Origin of the sequence: Pedobacter glucosidilyticus DSM 23534 (genome assembly GCF_000425145.1) — a bacterium.
Taxonomy (GTDB): domain Bacteria; phylum Bacteroidota; class Bacteroidia; order Sphingobacteriales; family Sphingobacteriaceae; genus Pseudopedobacter; species Pseudopedobacter glucosidilyticus.
This window is the reverse complement of record NZ_AULF01000015.1, coordinates 20,125-41,417: the sequence shown is the minus strand read 5'-3', so window position 1 is coordinate 41,417 and position 21,293 is coordinate 20,125. Positions and strand designations below refer to the sequence as shown.

The following is a 21,293-nucleotide window of genomic DNA, read 5'->3' as shown; positions in this document are numbered from 1 at the left end:
CTCAATAATTAAAAGGTAACGTTTAATCCTAAATTGATAGACTTTATCAAAGGATAAGCATAATTAGAACCGAAGTCGCCCTCTCCTCTTTCTGGATCAAATAATTTAAGAATTCTATCCGTACGTGTATAAATGTTTGTTGCATTTGCATGTATTCTCAAATTATCAATCTTTACTTGATTCAATAATTTTTTTGGTATAGTATATCCAATCTCAATATTTTTTAATCTTACATAAGAAGCATTTCTTCTGTAAATATTATTTGTTAGTCTGATAGTTGGCGCATCTAGTGGTCTTCTTGTTGCTGGAAAATATCCAGGTACCCATTCACTATCTTTGTCATAATAATCCGCTAGACGCCATCTATCCATTAGATATTGAGGTGCATTTCTATCAGAAAATAAAGGTGTTTGCCACTCGTTTCCTAAATTTATGGTATAATTTGCTGCTCCTTGAACAAGAACATTAAAATCAAACCCTTTGTAAGATCCGTTAAAGTTAAATCCAAACTGAACAGGAGGCTGTCCAGAAGTATAATCAGGACTTGATGAACCACTCGCCAATACCTGTCCTCCTCTAAACATTGGTAACATATCATCTGTAGTAATTAATCCATCCCCATTCACGTCACGATAAATAGGATCTCCAGGTAGCTGGCTTATATTACCTGTTGTACCGTCCATAAAAACAGGATAATTTCTGATTTCCTCCCAATTTTGGAAACGCCCAATTACATCATAGCCCCAGATGATATTCTTATTACGGTATGATTGATCATTTTTCCATTTAGAATAACTAGACTGAAATGGATTTTGCTCTCTATACAAATTCATAGACTGAGAGATATTCATATTGGCACTTATACCATAAGAAAACTCACCTATTTTATTTCTATGATTGATAGTAAAATCAAAACCTTGCACTCTATCAGAGTTAAGATTTTCTTGAGGTAATGAAGCCCCAAAAGTATTAGGTAAAGAACCTGCTCTTGTAGCTAGAAGCCCCTCTCTGTTTCTACGGTAAACATCAAATGTTAAACCAAACAAACCATTTTTAAATAACTCCAAATCTATACCAGCATTTAATATTTTGGAACGAGACCAAGACAGATTGTTATTCACTAATAAAGGTGCTTGTACCAATGTTTTATAAACACCATCAACAAACTCATATCCTAAACTAGAACCAGTTTGGTATCCCGCTACGTATTGAAAAGGCTGTCCAACATCTTCACCAGTTTCTCCGTAAGAAACTCTTAACTTCATATTTTGTAAGAAGCTTAAATTATTTTTGATGAAACCTTCTTCAGATACTCTCCAGGCAAGCATTACCCCCGGAAAAAAACCCCATCTTTGGTTAGGACCATATCTAAAGGAGCCGTCTTGCCTAAAAACAAATTCTGCTAAATATTTTTGCTTAAAATCATAGTTAAATCTTCCAATAAATGATTCGTAACGCTGTTGTAATTCATTGCCATCATTAGTTTGATTTATTAAACTTCCTTGAGCTAATACATCAACTGTAAAGAAATCTATATCTCTTCTTGCAAATATCGATTGAGAGTCTATAGTTCTTAACTCATGTAAAAACATGCTTGATATATTATGCTTATTATTAAAAGATGCTTTATAATTTAACTGACTTTGTAAGTTTAGTCTTTGAGAACTTGGCAAGTTAAATGAAATAGCATCACTAGAATAAGTTGATGCTTGTACAGTTTCTTGCGTAACTGGATCTAACCTATATAATTTTATTTGTCTGGATAGAAATTTGTTAGATGAATTGTTTAAATCAAAAGCACCAAAAATTCTTGCTTCAAGCCCTTTAACACCAGGTATCTTATAGTTTAAAGATATAGAAGACCTTAATAAATTTGTTTTGGTATCATTATAACCTGTTAAATCTGGTCGAATAAGGGCTACCGGATTGGTTGTGCCTGCAACAATAGCAGCAGGAAAATTAGGATCATCATTAATATAAGGTTTTTGGTAAGGAACTGCACCATAAACACCAGAGAGTATACTGGTAAATCCTCCAGCTATCTGATTGTTTAAATCTCTTCTTCCAAAAAGATTAATATTTAAATCCAGAGATTTGGCTAATTTAATATCGCTATTAGCTCTAAAATTAAATTGTTGAAAGTTTAAAGGATTCTCTCTAACTAATCCGTTATCTTTTGTATAACCTGTACTTACAAAGTATTTAATATTTTCACTTCCGCCACGTAAAGATAAATTATGCTGTTGCTGTATTGCACTAGGCTTCATGGTCTCATTATACCAATCTACACTTTCATAACCTGGTTCTACCCCATCTTTATATTTTTGCGTTTCTTCTCTGGTATTAGTTGGCCCAAGCCAAATATTGGCACCCAATTCATTCCTAAGGTCAACCCAATCTGCAGAATTAACTGCTTTAGGAATACTTGTAGGTGAAGAAAATCCAAGATTGTTAGAGTAGTTAACTTTTACAGGACCAGAGCTTCCTTTTTTTGTTGTTACTAAAATAACACCATTAGATGCTCCAATACCATATATAGCTGCTGAACCATCTTTTAAAACAGATATACTTTCTATATCATTAGGATCTAATCTTTCAAACTCGCCAACTCCATCTCTTATTACGCCATCAATAACGATTAAAGGCGTACCAAAACCACGTATGTTAATAGAAGTCTGTCCACCACCAGGTTGACTGCTGCTTTGTCTGATTTGTACGCCTGAAATCTTTCCCTGAACATTCTGAATTAAGTTTGGTGATCTGGTATTTAAAATTTCTGTTCCTTTTAATGTAGATATAGAGCCTGTTAAAGTTTCTTTTCTTTGTGTACCATAAGCCACTACTACAACTTCTTCTGTTGCTATAGATTCTTGTTTTAAAGTAATGTTAATTATAGATTTTCCTTCTACAGGAATTTCTTGGGTGGTCATCCCTAAAAATGAAAATCTTAGTACGGCATCTTCCGCAACATTATTAATGCTATAATTTCCATTTACATCTGTAAGGGTAGCATTGGTTGTACCTTTTACCGATACAGATACTCCGGGTAATGGTAAACCTGTATCATCTAAGACTTTACCCTTTATATTTATTGATTTTATTACAGGTTTATTAAGGTTTGCAGGTAATACTTTGCTAATAACAATATTATTATCAATAATGGTATAAGTAAACAAGGTTCTATCCAAAACTTTGTTCAAAACCTGTTCTATATCAACATTTTTTAAATCTAAAGAGTATTTTTTATTTAAGTTTAATTGGTCTGTTTTTATCAAAAAGCCATAATCAGTAGCTTTTTCTACTTCGCTTAAAACTTTAATAAGCGTAGCATTATGAACTTTGATATTGAACTTAATATCTTTTGCCAAGGTATCTGAGGCAAATACTATGGTGGAATGGATAATCAGCAAGATTGCTATTTTTATTATAGCAAGAAACTTCCCTGATCCAGATTTTTGATTAATCTGAAGTATTTTACTTTTATTCATAATTTAGGTTTAGTAGGTTAATAATAGGCATTAGAAATGCCTTTTATTGATTTTGAGAAACCTCCCCTTTTCTCAAAAAAATCAACTTTACATTCTTATTTTATGTCATATTTAATGAATATTAGATTTTAATAAATGGTGATTTTATCAGGCTGGCCAACCCTATTCTTTATTTCATAATTAAAACGAGTAGTTAAACGTAACATCTCTAGAACTTTAACTAATGATGTTTCTTTCTTCACACTCAAAGAATATCTGCTATCTTTAATTTCTTGGTCTTTAAACTCAAACTCTACATCATACCAAATACTTAATTCTTTAAAAATATCTTCTAGTTTTTCATTGTTCAGTACGAATTTTTGATTTCGCCAAGCATTAACTGTAGATTCGTTTAAAGAACTGAGTACAATTCTACCTGTCTTATGAGAATAAGTGGCTGTTTGTCCTGGACTTAAAGCTGTAAGAATGTTACCTTTTTCTGAAAGAATATCTGCTTTACCTTCAATTAAAGAAGTAACAACAGATTCAGAAGAATAGGCTTTTATATTGAAAGTAGTACCTAAATCTCTCACGGTAACTTTTCCAACTTTTACTAACAAAGGAAAATCTTCACGATGTTTTACTTCAAAATAGGCTTCTCCCTTTAATTCAGCTAACCTTTGCTTATTCTCTAAATCTTCTTTATAAGTTAGCTCTGTACCAGCATTTAGCCAAACTTTTGTCCCATCAGGAAGCTCAACACTACTTAAACTTCCCTTTAAAGAACTAAATTTATGAACTCCTTGATCTGGATAATTCTTAATATTTCTTAATACCAGATAACCTAATATTGCTCCTAATGAAAAAACAACCAAGAAGATTGCAGCATATTTTAGGCTTCTTCTTATCAGCTTAAGAATACTTCCTCTCTTATTGTGCTTTATAAGACCCCAAGTTTCTTCAAACTCGGCTTCTATATCATTCGTTTGATATTGACTACCTAATTTTAACCAAAGACTTTTTGTTTCGTAAAAATCATTTTCTGCTTCTTTGTTATTTTCCAAAGTTTCGTAAAATGACTCTTTCTCGGCAGCAGTAGCTTCTCCCGTTATTATTTTAGATAATAGATTTCCGTCCAACTTATTCATGGTTTGTTAAGTAAACAAATAAAGAAGGATTTACCCTAATGATAAATTGAAGAAAAATGAAAAAAAATATTTTTTTGGCTTTAACGAAGTAACCTAGTTAAAAAAACAAGCAATGGCAGATATTCTTTTAAATCTGAACGTAGTATCTTTAAAGCTTTGGTTAGATGCGCTTCAACAGTTTTCTGGGAAACACCCAAACGTTCTGCAATTTCTCTATTTTTTAATTGTTCAAACCTACTTAGCTCAAAAACAATTCTACAGTGTTCTGGTAAATTCTTAATAGATAGATCTATTTTTTCTTTTAATTCTTTTACCTGTAGGTAGTCAAACCCTATCCTATTTAAACTCTCGTATTGATAATGTAATTCTAATGATTTAATTTTCTCATGATGTTTAAGCAATAATTGTCTCCTTTTCAAAATATTCAAACAATTATTTTTCACCATTTTAAATAAAAAATTACGATGATTAGTATCTTCCTTTAAATCTTCCCAAATATCCCATAATTTAACAAAAGCTTCTTGAACTACCCCTTTAGCTTCATCCTCATCCTCTAAATAATTACGACCTAAAAAGAATAAAGATTGATAATTTTCATTAAAAATCTCTTTAAATTTTTTCTTATCTAACGATCCAACTTTACTTTTTTCTTCAGTCATAGAAATTTACCATTAACTAAACACAAATAAACGTCTACAGTACATTTATTGTCTAATTACCCACCGTGTGATGTTCTTTTAAAATTAACTGATTTATTAATAATCTTCTGTATGCTTTAAATGATGTAAGAAAAATAATTTTAAATATTAATTGGTTTTTTTTAATAAGGAAATTAAAAATAACACATTTATCTCTTAACAAAAAAAGAAATTAATATTTATATCCAATAACAGAAGTAGAAAAATAGTACAATTAACAAACGGCATTAAAGTGATATTTGATTAGTCACTTATCTATTTTGAATAAATGCTTTTTAAAGAAAAAATCAACTTCGAGTTTATGAAGAGTATAAACTCAAAGTTGATTAGACTGAATGTATTATTGTAATAATACTTATTTCGGTATTTTCAATTTAAATGTTACCTGTGCTATTTTACCTATAAATGGTGAAGTTGGCCAAGGGTTTGTAAAGGTTGTAACAGGACGTGTTTCGCGTTGAATTTTTTCAACTTTTAAAATACATATTTTTTGTGTTACGCCCGTAGTAGAGCCTATAGCACTTACACCAGCAGATGCAGGATCTAATCTTAATAAGCAGTTGTCACCTTCTAACAAAAACGGCATCCTGTCTCCAGTAATAAGATTAGCATTGTATGCTTTTAAATCTGCAATGGTAACATTATCTGTATTAAATGGAGCAACAGTTGCTTGGTTAGTAGAAGGACCAATCTTTAACATCGTTGTTTGATTGCGATTAGGCCAATTACTAGCAGGAACCATAGAAGGGAATGTATAGGATGTATTATTCCATGTGTAAGTTCCACCCACATAATAAGATTCATTAGCAGCCAAAGAAACCGTATTTTTAGGCCCCATTAAGCGGAATCCTGTATCACCTGTATAAGCCGGCGTTCCGGTGAACCATAATACATACATATCTATATTCTTAATCTGAGAGAAAGCTTCTCCTATAGTCATAGCTTTATTTAAGCCAATAGAATAAAATGGTAAAATATTAGGCTCTTCAATTATTCCTCTATTATAAAAATCACTACCCAGAGTAAAAGTACGCACTTCAAAACCAACGTTAGTAGGAATATCAACAGTACTGGTTCTATTTAATCTGTCTGTTACTAATACTCTTATAGCGCTTACGTTATCACCTAAAGTAACCGGGTTATTTACATCTACACTTGGTAAATTATTATAAACCAAAAGAGGTAGAGCTTCTATTTCGGTGTTTTGTTTCATTTTACTGATTTTCACATTTGAAACACCACTTGCAGAAGTAATATTTAGTCTAAGATTTACAGTTTCACCAATGTTAGCATCAAACTCGGGAGGTCCGAGGATAGTAATAACTGGTGGGGGCACAGCAACGTACTTAATAGGTAGCGTTTCTATCCTTAACTTATTGTACTCATCAATTGCAGTAACTTGTAAAGCAATATCTCCGTCTTTATAAACAATATTTTGTTCAAAAATGTAAGTAGAATCTTGATTTACTGGTAAAGGTGTTGCTAAAGGAACATTGGTTATAGGTGTTGCTGATTTATTATTATAAAGCTTTACTTCCACCCTATTAAGTCTTGCCGCCCCTCTTACAGTAAACTTAGTAGTTGGCAAAACTGCATTAGGATTATTTTCATCAAAAGCAATTTCAGCAAGTTCAAACGTTATAGCTGGTGGAGCTTTGTATCTAATAGTAGATATTGGCACCTTAATTTCTGTAACTCTATCTGCGATATCAGTAGCTATAATCTGAAAAAATTTAAAATCTTCTTGCCATAAGGGTAATTCTTTTATAGAGTATTGTTTATCATCATAAAAAGTATTGATCTTTTTATAGTCCTCAATAGAATCATCCATCTTTATTATTTTAAGATCTATAGATTTTAATCCTAAATCCGAAAACACTACACCAATTAAAGGAATATTATCTGCCACATTTAAGTCGGGTTTTAATTCCTCTATCATCAGCTCTATAACTGGTGGTTCTGTATCTCCAATATCAATTGTACTTTCTTTTTTACAAGCGGTAATGCTTAGTATGATAAGTACAAGCATATAAGCCAAATATTTTATTGTTTTCATCACTTTATATTTATTTAAATGATTAATAAGCTGTTACGTAAGATGCATTTCTTTTAAAAAACGCATAGTTTCTGTAAACATGGATAGGACCATTATTAGCTAGAATATTTGTAGTTACTGAGTTTATTCTTTGACTAGCATAATTACTATTAGATTGGTTGATGATAACATTACCATTAACAATTTGATCTTGAAAAACTGCCGTTGCCTGAGCAGATTTTTCTACCATAATGGTTAAAAGCCCATCTTCACCTTCTAATAAAGTTTTCACATAAATAGGTTCTATAGGTAATTTTTTATTGTAAGCATGATACTCGCCTACCATAATATGGTAAAGGAGTAATTTTCTTACTTTTTCAACATCAACACCTATAAAGTCTCCGGCACCATATTTAGCCAGAAAATTTTCCATTGCAGTGTTATTTAAAAATAAATAGGTGTACTTTCTATCAGTTTGAGTATAAAAGTCACGCATTTCTGCATACTCAACAGCTTCTATCATTCTTGAAAATATATCTGGTCTGCTTTGCATAAACTCCCAGGCAGTCATATTGATATTAGGATTTAAAGGTTCTCCTTCATAGTCATAATCTTTCTGAAGGCAAGATGTCCCTATTGTTAATAGGCAAAACATCAATATGCTAAATATTTTGGAGCGCATATTAAAGTGTAAATCAATTATCTTATTCATATTCTTTCAGATTTAATAGCCAGGATTTTGTTTAATATTTGGGTTCTGATTGATGTGTATATAACTAATTGGGAATAACGCTTGCGACTCGTTACTGATACCGTTTATCGGGCCCATAACTTTAACTACACGCTTATTCCTAACCAAATCAAACCATCTTTTACCTTCTCCAAGGAGCTCCTTCTGGCGTTCATCTAAAATATAATCAACCAATTCATCTCTTGAAGTAAAAGAAGCTTGGGTTCTTGTACTAGCTTCTATACCTGCTCTTCTTCTTACTGTAGTTGCAACCAAATTAAGGGCATCAGCAAATTGATCTAAATGTGCTTTTGCTTCTGCTTGCATTAAGACAAGGTCTGTATAGCGATATACTGGATAAGCTACTTCACATTCTGGAAAAGCATTAAAGCTAATGGTACCGCCATTTCTTACATACTTATTTACTTTAAATGTCCCAGGTGCTATTGAAGCTTGTAGATAATTATCAAATCTATTATCACGCGGACTAGTATTTGCTGCAGCTGTAAAAATATTGGTAAGTTTTGGTGATAAGATTACCCCAGACAGAAACAAATTATGAATAATGCTGTACTGTGCAACGTTATTTAATTCTTTTAAATCAAAATGTATCACAAATAGCAGTTCATTACCTGCGCCATACTCATCTCTCAAACGATCGCCCAAATCACCTGTTTTATTATTCAAATCTGTTACGAAAGTATTTTTTAAGACTTCCATACTAGGTTCAAATCTGGTAAAAGGCTGACTAGTTGCACCTAAAATAGACCTAACTTTGTCTATAGTTCTATCTGCTGCTTCGTAATCTTCCATCCACATAGAAACATCAGCTTGAATCGCCAAAATTCCAAATCTAGAAATTCGCTTACGCTCTACATTGGCAGGATCTATTAACTCTTCTGCTTTTTTTAAGTCGGGCATAATAACATCACGTAAAACTTCTTCTTTAGCAGTTCTCTCTTTAAATTGACCTTTATCTAAATTATCAATAGGCTCTAGGTAAACAGGTACAGCACCCCAAACACGTACAGCATAGAAATAGCATAAAGCTCTCATGGCATAAGCTTGTGCAAGGAAATCGTTTTTTTCTATCGTATTTGGCAAGTTTGCATTTGGAATATTTTTGATAGCAAAATTTGCATTATTGATAACTTTATATAAACCAGCCCAATTGGTACAACCCATATCAGTTGTTAATTGATTAGAGATTAGCCTACCCCTATCACTAGCAGCTTCTGTTGTTAATACATAATTATCTGAGCGTAACTCGCCCCAATCAAAGAAGTTTAAACGCAATGCATCTCTAAAAGAGGAATAAATTTCTCCAACTCCGGCTTTTACATCTCTTTGGTTTTGCCACATATTTTCTGCCGTAACCTCACTTATCGGTTCTGGCTCTAAAAATTTATTACAAGAAGAAATGGTTAATATTAAAACAACTGCAACAACCTTAAATACAACAAGATTTGTTTTGCAAATTTTATATTGATAATTCATGTGATTAAAAATTTAAGTTAAAGCCTAATCCAAACTCACGCTTACGCGGATATCTATTGGTATCCATACCTAATGCTAGTGCGCTAAAGTTTGAAAACTCAGGATCGTAACCAGAATAATTGGTAAAAGTGAAAGCATTATTTACATATCCATACATGCCCAAAGACTTAATTTTAAGTTTAGTAGTTACTTTGGGAGGTAATGAATAGCTTAATCTTATGTTTCTGATTTTAAGAAATGAAGCATCTTCTAAATAAATAGAATTCACATTACGATCATTCTGATATTGGTCTGCATAGGGTCTTGGATATTTAGTATCGTCCCCTTGTCTTATCCAAAAATTATTGGCAAAATCCATACTTGGAACTGTAGAGAAGAAAGGCATGCTCATTTGGTTAAGCGTGTATCTTGCCTGATTATAAATTTGACCACCTACAGAAAAATAGCTTCCTATAAATAATCCAAATCTCTTATAGTTAAAAGTAGTGTTAATACCGCCCACAAAATCTGGCTGTGCATTACCTAATACTTTCCTGTCACTATCATTAATAATTCCTCTACCGTTAACATCATTAGGGTTATCGTACCAGTTTACATCACCGCCTCTAAAAGAAGTACCATCAGTAAAAGTTTTTTGATTTATACTGCCTGTATATGGGGCACCATTTAAAGTATAACTATCTAATATGTATTTTCCGGCTGCATCCTTTATCATTTGCCCGTTAGCATCTGTTTGGAAAACTGGGGTTAGTTGCTGCCAATCATTAGAAAAAGCATTAGATTGGTCGTATGGGAAGATATTTAATTGTTCATAGCCAAAGAAATCACCAATACGCCCACCTTGTGAAATCCACCAAACATTTTGGAATAAATAAGGCTGACCATTAGCAACAGATACAATCTGGTTATTATTTCTGGTTAGGTTAAGTCCTAAATTCCAACTAAATGTTTTTTTCTTGATGATATCGCCTCTAACATCTATCTCTATACCTTTATTAGAAATAGAGCCAATATTTCTTCTTACGACATCAAATCCCCATTCTTTAGGTATTTCAAAATTAGCGAGTAAATCATCAGTTTGTTTGTTATAATAGTCTACCGTTACGTTAAATCTGTTTTTGTAAAAACTTAAATCAAGAGCAATATTTGATTGTGTAGTTTGCTCCCATCCTAAATTATTAACTGCTATACGTGAAGCCGTTATACCAGATACATCATCATAAATACCTCCAACGCTGTAAGATAATATAGCATCGTAATTACCTATACTTTCGTTTCCGGTAACCCCATAACTTACTCTCAATTTAGCATCATTTAAAACACCTTTAGCAAACTTCATAAAAGACTCGTCAGAGAATCTCCATGCAGCAGATGCAGAAGGGAAATAACCGTATTTTTTATTTGAGGCAAATCTTGAAGAACCATCAACACGTACGGTAGCATTAAAAATATACTTTGATTTATAGTTATAACCAATTCTTGTAAATGCAGATGCCATAGTATGTACTGATTCTTCTGTTCTGGTAGCAGCTAAATTGAAGTTAGCCGAGAAGGCATTCATCGTATAAATAGCATCTGTAGCAGAATTACGTCCGCTAAATCTATCAGACTCTGTTCTCCAACCTTGAGCACTAACACCTGCAAGCCCTGTAATGGTATGTACTTTATTAAAAGTTCTGCTGTAATTCAAATAGTTTTCATTCATCCAGTTCCAGTTTAAGGTACCTACAGAAGAACCACTATTAGTAAGCCCGCCACTAAATAAGAAACTAGGACGCATGAACTTATACTTAGCCAATGATAAGTTAGCATTTAAACTACTGGTAATTTTTAAGTGAGGAGATATTTTAAACTCTCCTAATTGATAAAAAGTACCTCCATAACTATCGGTAAAATTAGTTTCTGCAGGTAAGGCCAAAGGATTACCACCCCATAATACACCTATTAAGGTGTTATCAGGATAATAAAAAGATAAATTGGGCTTTCTGGCCAACATGGTATTGAGGTAGTTAGACTCATCAGCGCCTTTTTTCTTAGCATAAGAAAAGTTAATTCTGGTAGAGAAGTTTAACTTCTTGGTCGCATTATAATCAGCATTTAATCTGGTGGTAATACGGTCAAATGAGGTATTCTCCATAATACCATTTTCTTTTAGATAACCAGTGGATAAGAAATACTTTAGATTATCTGTTGCTCCGCCAAAATTCACATCAATTTGGTTTTTATTAGCTGTCCCGAATACTGCATCTTGGTAATCATTATCGCTATTTAAAATAAAGTTTAAACTATCAGCCATTTGAGCCACTAAACCTTGTACTACAGCAGCTGGCACCAAATTTCTACCCTCACCATTAATATATTCCATTTGTTTCTTTTGCAAGGTTCTATATTGTGCAGAGTTAAGTTGAGGTAAACTATTAGCCAGATTATTCATAGAGTGCAGGTACCTAACATCTAGGGTTGGTGCTTTTTTATTTCCTTGTTTTGTGGTAATGATGATAACACCATTAGCAGAACGAGCACCATAGATAGCCGCCGAAGCCGCATCTTTTAATATGTCTATAGATTCTATATCGTTAGGATTGATAGCATCTGCATTGGTCTGTTGTACACCATCTATTACATATAATGGTCCAATACCACCATCATTAAAGGTAGAGGCACCACGTATAACAATAGAAGCCCCTTCTCCTGGCTGTCCGGACCCTGTTGATATTTGTACTCCGGCAACCTGTCCTTGTAAAGCTTCTGCTAAATTGGTTGGCATTCTTCGCTCAATATCTTCTGCCTGTACTGAAACAACTGCCCCTGATAAATCTCTCCTATTGGTAGAGCCATAGCCCACTACCACAACTTCATTAAGAGCAGTAGTTAACTCGCGTAAAACAACATCTATTTTACTTTTATTTTCTACCATAATTTCTATACGCTGAAAACCAAGCATATAATAAGAAAGTACAGTTTTAGCATTAGGAACTTTTATCTTATAGTTACCATTTGCATCTGTAGTAGTAGCCGTTGTACTACCTTTAATAGCAACTACAGTTCCTATCAAAGCTTCTCCATTTTCGTCTTTTACTGTTCCACTCACTTCTATACCTGTAGTTGTTTGTTTACTTTGGGCCAATAGCTGACTAGGTAAATAAACCATTAAAAGCAGTAAGAGTAGTTTTCCTGATTTTTTTAAATAAAAATAATTCATACTTATAATTTGGTCTTTTGGTAAGCTTAGCTAAACATGAGCTACTAAAGATTGGCTAAATCTTTAGCTATTGTGTTTGGTTTTAAAACTTATTGGTTCAGGTTTGTTGAAAAAAACAAGAACCAATTTTACACCTAAATAGCTCTTGCAATTCTGATGATTGCACATCATTCAGAATACCATTTTCTTATTTTCAAATTTATTGGGACTTCCTGCTGTTAAGAATGGATAGAAATTGCAAAACCATAGACTTTTTGACTTTTTTTTATAAGTACTATGAGGTAGAAATGTGCATGTTGATCAGGTAACTTAAAAAAACAAAGTGCCTTTATGTATTAATATTTGATTACTAAAAAGCCATCTGGTCTAAGAATTTCAAAAGCATACTGGCTATTTATGTTTGTTAATGTGATAGTAATTTTCTCGCCAGGTTTGAGTTCTTTGAGTATAAATTCTTTCGTCTCCCCGTTTACATCCAGATACTTTAAACAATAATTACGTAAGGTGTAAGATGGTATAGAATGCTTTACTTCTAATTCTACTATTGCATGATTTTCATCTTTTTTAGAGACCTTAATAATATCTATCGGACTACAAAGTTGCTTAAATACCTGATAAGAAGGTTTAGGCTGAAGATAAACATTGGTTAATCCATGACGTCTAATTTTATACTTTCCTAACCCCTCTTCTCCCATCTGCGTACGGTAATCATTTAAACAGAAGTAAATAAACCCTAGTATGTAAGGATTTTCGCGGTACAATTTGGTATGGTACAACATATCATCTATCCGTCTTAAATCTCCTCCAGCAAATGCTGGTTCGCATAAACCGTATTCTGTAATCAACAAACCTTTATCTTTAACAATTGGATTAATTTTATCGAATCTGTTTGGTAAATCAGTTCTATCTTTACCATTCCAAGTACCAACATATTCATTCCATGTGGGTAAATCACCATGTAAAGATGGATCAGTAGCTAATCTTTTATCCAGCCTATCACTAATCACAGTGAATAGCCTCGAAGTATCTAATTGTTGGGCAAAGGTTTTAAGTGCGCTATTGTCTTCTAAAGTTGAGGCCACTTCATTATTTAATCCCCAAGCAAAAATTGAAGGATGATTGTAATGAGCATTAATCATTTCACTAAGCTGAGATTTTGCTACCTGCAAAAGTTGTGGGCTTAACTTTTGAGGTTTTTGCCACCAAGGGAGCTCTTCCTGAACTAAAATTCCAAGTTCATCCATCTTATTTAGAAATGCTTCGTCTTGCTGCCAGTGAAAACGTGTAATCACAATATTCAAGTCTTTCAACTTTCTGGCAACAGAATCTATAAACTTAAGAGGCTCTGCTATCCCATAAGCGGGATTACTCCCCGGCATATATTCTATACCAGGTAACCTCACCAGCTCACCATTTAAGTACCAATTACCTTGTTTTATATCAATTTGTCTAAAACCAAAATGTACTTCCTTGATGTCTGATGATTTACCATTTCTTAGGGTTGTTACTTTTAAATCATACAAAGCTGGGTTGTCAAAATGCCATGGTATAACTTTATCAAATTTAACTCTCCAAGAGAAACCTCTGGCTGCTTTACTCAGCTCCTTTTCTTCACTAAACATCACTTTACCCGTTTTCCTTTCTATACAAATTACTTTTATTGCCAGCTTGTTAATTTCATGCTCATTTAAATTGATATTGATAAAAGCTGATGCTGAACTATCCCTAAGGTTTAATTGAGGTGTTACATGCAAATATTTAATAGATGGTTTTGAACTGATATGTAATTTTACATTTCTGGTTATCCCACCATCTGCCGCCCAGTCAAAAGATTTTGCAAAAGGCAGCATGTTTTCTGAAAAACTATTATCTACACAAACCACAAGCTGGTTTGATGTACCATAATTTAAATATTTACTGATTTCAAAAGAAAATGGAGTATACCCGGATTGTAAATGTTCTCCTATTTTTTTTCCATTTAGATAAACTATAGCATCATGATAAACAGCTCCAAAATGTAACATGACCACACTATTTTTCCATTCCTGTGGCGCTTCAAAGTCTTTTTTATACCACGCTTTACCATAATAGTTCTGATGTTCATCTTCAATATTCCAAGTATGAGGAACCATCACATCTTTAGCAGTTTGTGGAAACTTTAAGGCATAATTTTGTTGATTGCCTTTAGTAGTTTTATCAATAACGAACTGCCATTTTCCATTTAGTGATACATCCTCAATAACTTGTGATTTTGATATCATTATCCCTAAAAATAAAGGAATAAACACGAATATTTTTTTAAGCATTTTATACTTTTTTAAAATTCATAAGCAGTGGTTCATCCAAATCTAAAATGAATAAATACTAGTTTCAATAGACAGAAATTGCATTTAAATGGACTTTTTAACTTTTACATAAAGTAGATGCTAAACAAATTTTTCTCTTTTCCAGCTGTTTTGATTGAGATAATAGTATTTACCTATTAAAAAATATCTTAAACGTTATATAGCCAAAAAATCTATGCTTATGCTATTATAATCCATTTATTTAAACCGTTCTCGTGAATATTTTAGAGGTCGACAAAATTTTCCATAGTCGTAACCAATTATTCAATAAATAAAATAAACATGAGAAAACTTTACTCAACTTTTTTACTAGCTATACTTTTGCTTGCTAGCAGCTTAAAAGCTGCACAAAGAGTTTCTATTGCCAGCGGAAACTGGACAGCCACTACTACTTGGGAAAACGGCATAGTACCTACCGCTGCCGATGATGTTATCATTACACAAGGACATACCGTAACACAAAATAATGGTACTACAGGTGGTGTAACTATAGCAAGTTTAACTGTTAATGGTACTATTATTTTTGCTGACAATGCGCAGGAAATGCGTGTAACAGGTAATTTCACCATAGGTACTACTGGTATTTATAACAGTTATGGGGTAACTAATAATGTGGCTAAAAGGTTATATCTGGGAGGAAATTTCATCAATGATGGTACAGCAGATTTTACTAAAAATTTCACCAATACGGCTACACCTTCTCTTACTTTAAATGGTACAACTCAACAAAGTATAAGTGGTACTGGTAGTTTTGGATCTTATTTTCAAATTATTGAACTTAACAATAGTAATGGTGTTGTTATTAATACTCCTATTGTTATAGCTCGTTCATTAATACTTACATCGGGCACTTTAAACAATCAAAGTACGGTAACTATAAACCATTCTTTAGCAAGCTTAACATCAGCTACTATAGATATTACTGCTCCGGCTGCATTTACCGGAAATCAGGTTACTCGTGGTAATAACAGCACAGCTGCCATTAATATCATTTACAGAGGCTCCGTACAGGCAGTTGCAGGTTCAGAAATACCTAGTTCCTATTTGACTACTAATGATTTAACTTCAAGAACAGCAAACGGCATTACCATCAACAACAGCGCTGGGTTGCTATTAAATTACGATGTTATTCTTACCTCTAATGGTACACCACTTACTTTCACAAATGGTATCATCAGTCTTGGAAACGGTGTAACCCTTACTTGTAATAATCTCCCTGCGGCAGGTAGCACAACTAGTTTTATACAAGGTGGTACTGTAGCTATCAGAGTTAGAAGTGATAATACTGCTCCGGTAAATTTCCCTATCGGTTCTGGAGGCGAATACAGAAAGGTAACTTTTGGCGATATGAAATCAGTAGGTAGCCCGGCAACTTTTGTAAGCATCAGCTTAGGAACTCCTACAGGTGGTACAGCGGGGTCTGGCTTAAGTAGCATCACTAGCAGTAGAAGATGGTTAGTTAAAATATTACCTAGCGGCCCAGCAAACACCGTTTACAATGCTATCTATAAAAGTATAAACTTTACTTTTGGTAATTCAGATGGAGGTAGCAATGTTAGCGCTATTGGCACTTCTACAACTTTAGGAGGTGCTTATGAAGCTTTAGCCAATACAAGTATTACTAGTAATATCATTACAGCTACCAATAGTAACGATTGGAATTTAAGTACCACTGATAACTATTTCACATTAGGCACAGCGGGCACTTTGCCTGTTGATTTACTTTATTTTAATGCTGTAGCCACGCATAATAAAGAAATAAAATTAACATGGAAAACCGCATCGGAAATTGCGAATAAAACATTTACTGTACAGCGTTCTACAGATGGTATTAGTTTTCAGGATATTTTAGAAATAAAGGCAAAATATGCAGGATACGATTATGTAGATTATGATAGAAGTCCAATTTCAGGAACAAATTATTACCGTTTAGTTCAATTTGATCAAAACGGTACATCTAGTATTCTAAAATACGCTAGTGCTGAGGCAAACTTACATGATATAAGTGTTTCTTATTATCCTAATCCAGTTATCCAAACGCTTAACTTATCCATACCAAATCTTCAAGATGATTTTATTCAAGTAAACCTTTTTGATACCTCAGGTAAGAGCTTGTGGTCTAAACAGCTTGCTAAAGAGCAATTAAAAACAGATTATGCCATAGATATGGGGTATGTATACAAAAAAGGCATTTACATTTTAACCGTGGAAGCTAAAGATATTTCTAAGAAAATTAAAGTGATTAAAAACTAGAAGGAAAACCATTATCCGCTCATAATATGATATCACATTATAATTATATGAAAACAATAATTTATAGTATTCTATTTTCTCTTCTTTTTGTATCCATAAAAAGTTATGGACAGTCTCCCTACCCACCTAATACTAGCTTATCAGAAATTATTGGTATTACACACATGAATGGTAAATACCGTTTTGACCCTAGTAAAGATTTTATGAAAGAAGGAGTGGATGAAATTGAAGCTATGGGTAGCAAAGTGATTAAACTTTTTATGGGACGTTCTACAGCGATAAACTATCCCAGATATTGGGGTAATAACTGGCCAAACCTAAACACCAATACTTTTACATTAACAGATTTAGCGCAAACTTCTTACTTTCAAGATGCTTTCAACAGAACTCAATTTAAAACTTATGTATTAACCACATTTGAACTTACCAACAATGGTAATGTTACAAATTTTCAGGATGGTATTAGTCCAGAGGAAGAATCAAAACTTTATAATGAAATTTACAATTTCACTACTTATCTGTGTAATACTTATCAAAATACAGGAAAAACTTTTATCCTTTCTAATTGGGAAGGTGATGGAATGTTAGGCTTTGTTAATGAATCGCCTAACTTACCATCTGTAACCACGCAAAACACAAGAATTAACGGCTTTATAAAATGGCTTCAAATTAGACAAAAAGCTATAACTGATGCTAGAAATGCAGCCAATAAACAAGGTGTTACTGTTTTAGGTGCAGCAGAATTTAACCATGTAAATAAAGGCCAAACGTATACTTGGCCTACCATGATAGATAGGGTTGTTCCTTATCTGAATATGGATTTATATTCTTTCTCCAATTGGAAATCGAATACGCCATCTTCTGTGGATGATTTTAATGATTTGATTAAATACATTAAAGATAGATGCCCTACTTCTACTTTATTTGGGAGAAATAACCTTTATTTAGGTGAAACTGGCACTTACGAATATCTAAATGTTGTAGGCTATATTAATGGAACAAATGCTGCAAGTGATCGTGTTACCAGAGAGATTATGCAACGTAACACGGAGATGGCTTTAAAAGCTGGCGTAAGATATATTGTACATTGGGCCATATTTGATAATGGATTACGCACAGGTGTTACTATTACACCAGAAGATAGAAATGCTACTGAGAGCGAGGGTATGGGTGTTGGTATCAGAAGAGCCAATGGCTCCTACTCTGGCACTTACACTTATTATAAGTCTATCATGTCTAAAACTATTGGTGAGTATCTAAATGTTTATGAGGCGGAAGCACAGGCTACTTCTAAAAGTTCTACTGCTACAGAGGGAGATGTTCTATTAGGCGATGCCAGCGGATCTTACCTCTCTAAACTAGAAGCAAATGCAACCAATAACTGGATACAGTATGCTTTAAGAGTAAGCCAAACTGGCGAATGTAATGTAAAAGCTATGGTAAGAAAAGGACCTACTTATGGTAAATTCAGATTAAGTATTGGTAGCCAAACCTTAAATACAGAAATTGATTGTTACAGTCCAACAGGTTCTTTTGAGCTGGTTGATTTAGGTAATTTCACTTTTGGTACTAATCCAGCAACTTATAATTTCAGATTTAATGTTACAGATAAAAATAGTGCTGCAACAGAATATGATTTGGGTTTTGATGCTATTATTCTAAGCCCAGCAACTAAACAAGATCCTATTTTAGCTAACTTCCCAAATATCACCAAATTAGATAATGATGCTGCATTTAACCTTACAGCCCCAAGTAGTAATAGTGATGGAGCATTTACCTACAGTAGCAGCAATACCAATGTTGCTATTATAAACGGTAATCAAGTTAGTATAACAGGTATTGGAACCACAGAAATTACAGCTACTCAAGCAGCAACAGCTAATTTTAATAGCGGAGAAATTAAATTGTTACTAACTGTTAATTCAAGCATTCCCGCTCCACCAAGACAAATTACATCTATTGCGAGCGGAAATTGGCTTGATGCTAATACTTGGACTAATGGAAATATCCCTTTAGAAACCGACGAAGTGACTATTAGTAATGGCCATACCGTAACCCAAAATGTTGAAAGTATTGGAGGAGTTAGTGTAGCAAAGTTGAGTATTGAAGGTACCCTGCAATTTTCAGATTTGGCACAAGAACTCAAAGTAAAAGGTAATTTAACCGTTGGAGCTCAAGGTAGGTTAAATAGCTTTGGCTTAAGTAATAATATTGGAAAACCCGTATCTGTAGGTGGAAATTTAGTTAATAATGGTACTATAGATTTTTCTAAAAACCCAAGCTCAGGAAACTCATTAACCTTAAATGGTACAAGCTTACAAGAAATAAGTGGTAGTGGAAGTTTTGGAAATATACAATCTTTGGCCTTAAACAATCCTATAGGTGCAACACTTAGCACCCCTATTAGTATTATTAGAGCTTTAAGATTATTAGCAGGCGAATTAAACAATCAAAGTACACTTACGCTTAACCAGTTTAGTGGTATCACAACCATTGCAGTAGAAATTACCGCTCCTGCTAAACTTTTAGGCAATCAGGTGGAACGTGGTGGCGCTGCTAATATTAACATTACCTACAGAGGAAATGTACAAGCTATTGCAGGTGCAGAAATTCCATCAGCATTCATCAGTACTAATAACATTACTTCTAAAACTATCAATACTTTAACTATTGATAATAGTGCTGGGTTAATCTTGAATGATGATATTATTTTAACTTCTGCTAGTATTCCCCTAGTATTTACCCGTGGGATTATCAAACTTGGCCCTAGTAATACCCTTACTTGTAATAATTTACCCGCAGCAGGTAGCGCTACTAGTTTTATAGAGGGTGGTACCCTTATCTTAAGGGTTAGAAGTGATAATACTGCTGCTGTAAACTTTCCTGTGGGTTCTGGCGGACAGTACAGAAGAATTACTTTTACAGATATGAAAGCGGTAAGCGCTCCTGCAACTTTTGTAGGCCTAACTATTACTGCAGCAGAAGGAGGGTCTGTTGGAACTGGTGTAACCAGTTTATCATCAAAAAGAAGATGGATGGCTAGAGTTACTAGCGGGCCAAACGCAACTTACAAAAATGTAAGCATTTTATATGGTACAGATGATGGTGGCAATGATATTGATGTTATTGCTAATGCTACAACTATAGATGGTACTTATCAGGGATTAAATGTAAATGCTCCAGCATCCTCTGTTATCAGCACATCTAATAGTAGTGATTGGACCTTAAGCAATAGTAATATTTACTTCGCTTTAGGAAATAAAAATCTAGATGTTTTACCAGTAACATTAGCAAGTTTTACTGCCGAGGGCCTTTCTAACAGCATTAAACTTGGTTGGAAAACTTTATCAGAAACAAACAATAAAGTTTATGTTGTACAACGCTCCCAAAATGGTATTGATTTCAATAATATATTAACCATAGCTGCTAAAAATGAAGCTGCTAGTTATATAGCTTTTGATTCAAAACCATTAAATGGTGTTAATTACTACCGTTTAGTTCAGTATGATGTTGATGGAACTTATAAAGAACTGGCTATTACGTATGCTACTTTTACTTTACAAAAGCCTGAGTTAAGAATTTATCCTAATCCTGTACAAGATGTTTTATCTATACAAAGTAATGAATTTGATTCTGGAATGGTTAATTTAAGAATTTTCTCCATTACAGGGAAACAGTTATTAGCCCAAAGCATAAGTGCAGATAGTTTAAACAATGGCTATTCTTTAAATATGAGTAATGGTTTTGAACCAGGTATTTACTTATTAACAATTTCAAATAGTAATCATATTAGACAAGTAAAAATCATCAAAAAATAAATTCGATTCATTTCAAAGTATGATGAAAAAGGGGTAGATGCAAATAGCATTTACCCCTTTTTCATTTAAAAAAATGAGTTTCAAAAAGTTTAAATGTAAC

At 33.3% G+C, this 21,293-nt stretch carries 10 protein-coding genes; 2 read left to right on the top strand and 8 right to left on the bottom strand.

Annotation, left to right across the window (positions count from 1 at the left end):
- Window positions 1–8: 8 nt before the first annotated feature.
- The 8 genes from H510_RS0106350 to H510_RS0106315 all read right to left on the bottom strand — a co-directional run bounded on the left by H510_RS0106350 (window position 9) and on the right by H510_RS0106315 (window position 15,083).
- Window positions 9–3,488 carry a TonB-dependent receptor gene (locus H510_RS0106350; RefSeq protein ID WP_051291086.1) on the bottom strand — a complete coding sequence of 1,160 codons (3,480 nt, stop codon included), beginning with the start codon at window positions 3,486–3,488 and terminating at the stop codon, window positions 9–11.
- Window positions 3,489–3,616: 128 nt separating this feature from the next.
- Entirely contained in the window at window positions 3,617–4,615 is a 999-nt protein-coding gene (locus H510_RS0106345; protein ID WP_026903553.1) for a FecR family protein, read from the bottom strand.
- 80 nt (window positions 4,616–4,695) lie between these two features.
- Window positions 4,696–5,274 carry an RNA polymerase sigma-70 factor gene (locus tag H510_RS18380; protein ID WP_051291085.1) on the bottom strand — a complete coding sequence of 193 codons (579 nt, stop codon included), beginning with the start codon at window positions 5,272–5,274 and terminating at the stop codon, window positions 4,696–4,698.
- Between the two features lie 394 nt (window positions 5,275–5,668).
- Entirely contained in the window at window positions 5,669–7,369 is a 1,701-nt protein-coding gene (locus tag H510_RS0106335; protein WP_026903552.1) for a hypothetical protein, read from the bottom strand.
- 22 nt (window positions 7,370–7,391) lie between these two features.
- The gene (locus H510_RS0106330; RefSeq protein ID WP_211226548.1) at window positions 7,392–8,060 is read right to left on the bottom strand and encodes a fasciclin domain-containing protein; all 669 of its coding nucleotides are present in this window, start codon (window positions 8,058–8,060) and stop codon (window positions 7,392–7,394) included.
- 12 nt (window positions 8,061–8,072) lie between these two features.
- Complete coding sequence (locus tag H510_RS0106325; RefSeq protein ID WP_036692148.1) at window positions 8,073–9,575, bottom strand: RagB/SusD family nutrient uptake outer membrane protein; 1,503 nt, start codon at window positions 9,573–9,575, stop codon at window positions 8,073–8,075.
- Between the two features lie 4 nt (window positions 9,576–9,579).
- Window positions 9,580–12,777 carry a SusC/RagA family TonB-linked outer membrane protein gene (locus tag H510_RS0106320; protein ID WP_026903549.1) on the bottom strand — a complete coding sequence of 1,066 codons (3,198 nt, stop codon included), beginning with the start codon at window positions 12,775–12,777 and terminating at the stop codon, window positions 9,580–9,582.
- Window positions 12,778–13,112: 335 nt separating this feature from the next.
- On the bottom strand, window positions 13,113–15,083 hold the full coding sequence (locus tag H510_RS0106315; RefSeq protein WP_081659210.1) for a glycoside hydrolase family 2 protein: 1,971 nt from the start codon (window positions 15,081–15,083) through the stop codon (window positions 13,113–13,115).
- Window positions 15,084–15,404: 321 nt separating this feature from the next.
- On the opposite strand from H510_RS0106315, the gene H510_RS0106310 reads away from it, so the two are divergent.
- Window positions 15,405–17,375, top strand: a complete 1,971-nt coding sequence (locus H510_RS0106310; protein WP_026903547.1) for a T9SS type A sorting domain-containing protein — start codon at window positions 15,405–15,407, stop codon at window positions 17,373–17,375.
- A 47-nt stretch (window positions 17,376–17,422) separates the two neighbouring features.
- Window positions 17,423–21,193 carry a T9SS type A sorting domain-containing protein gene (locus tag H510_RS0106305; protein WP_162143058.1) on the top strand — a complete coding sequence of 1,257 codons (3,771 nt, stop codon included), beginning with the start codon at window positions 17,423–17,425 and terminating at the stop codon, window positions 21,191–21,193.
- Window positions 21,194–21,293: the final 100 nt, after the last annotated feature.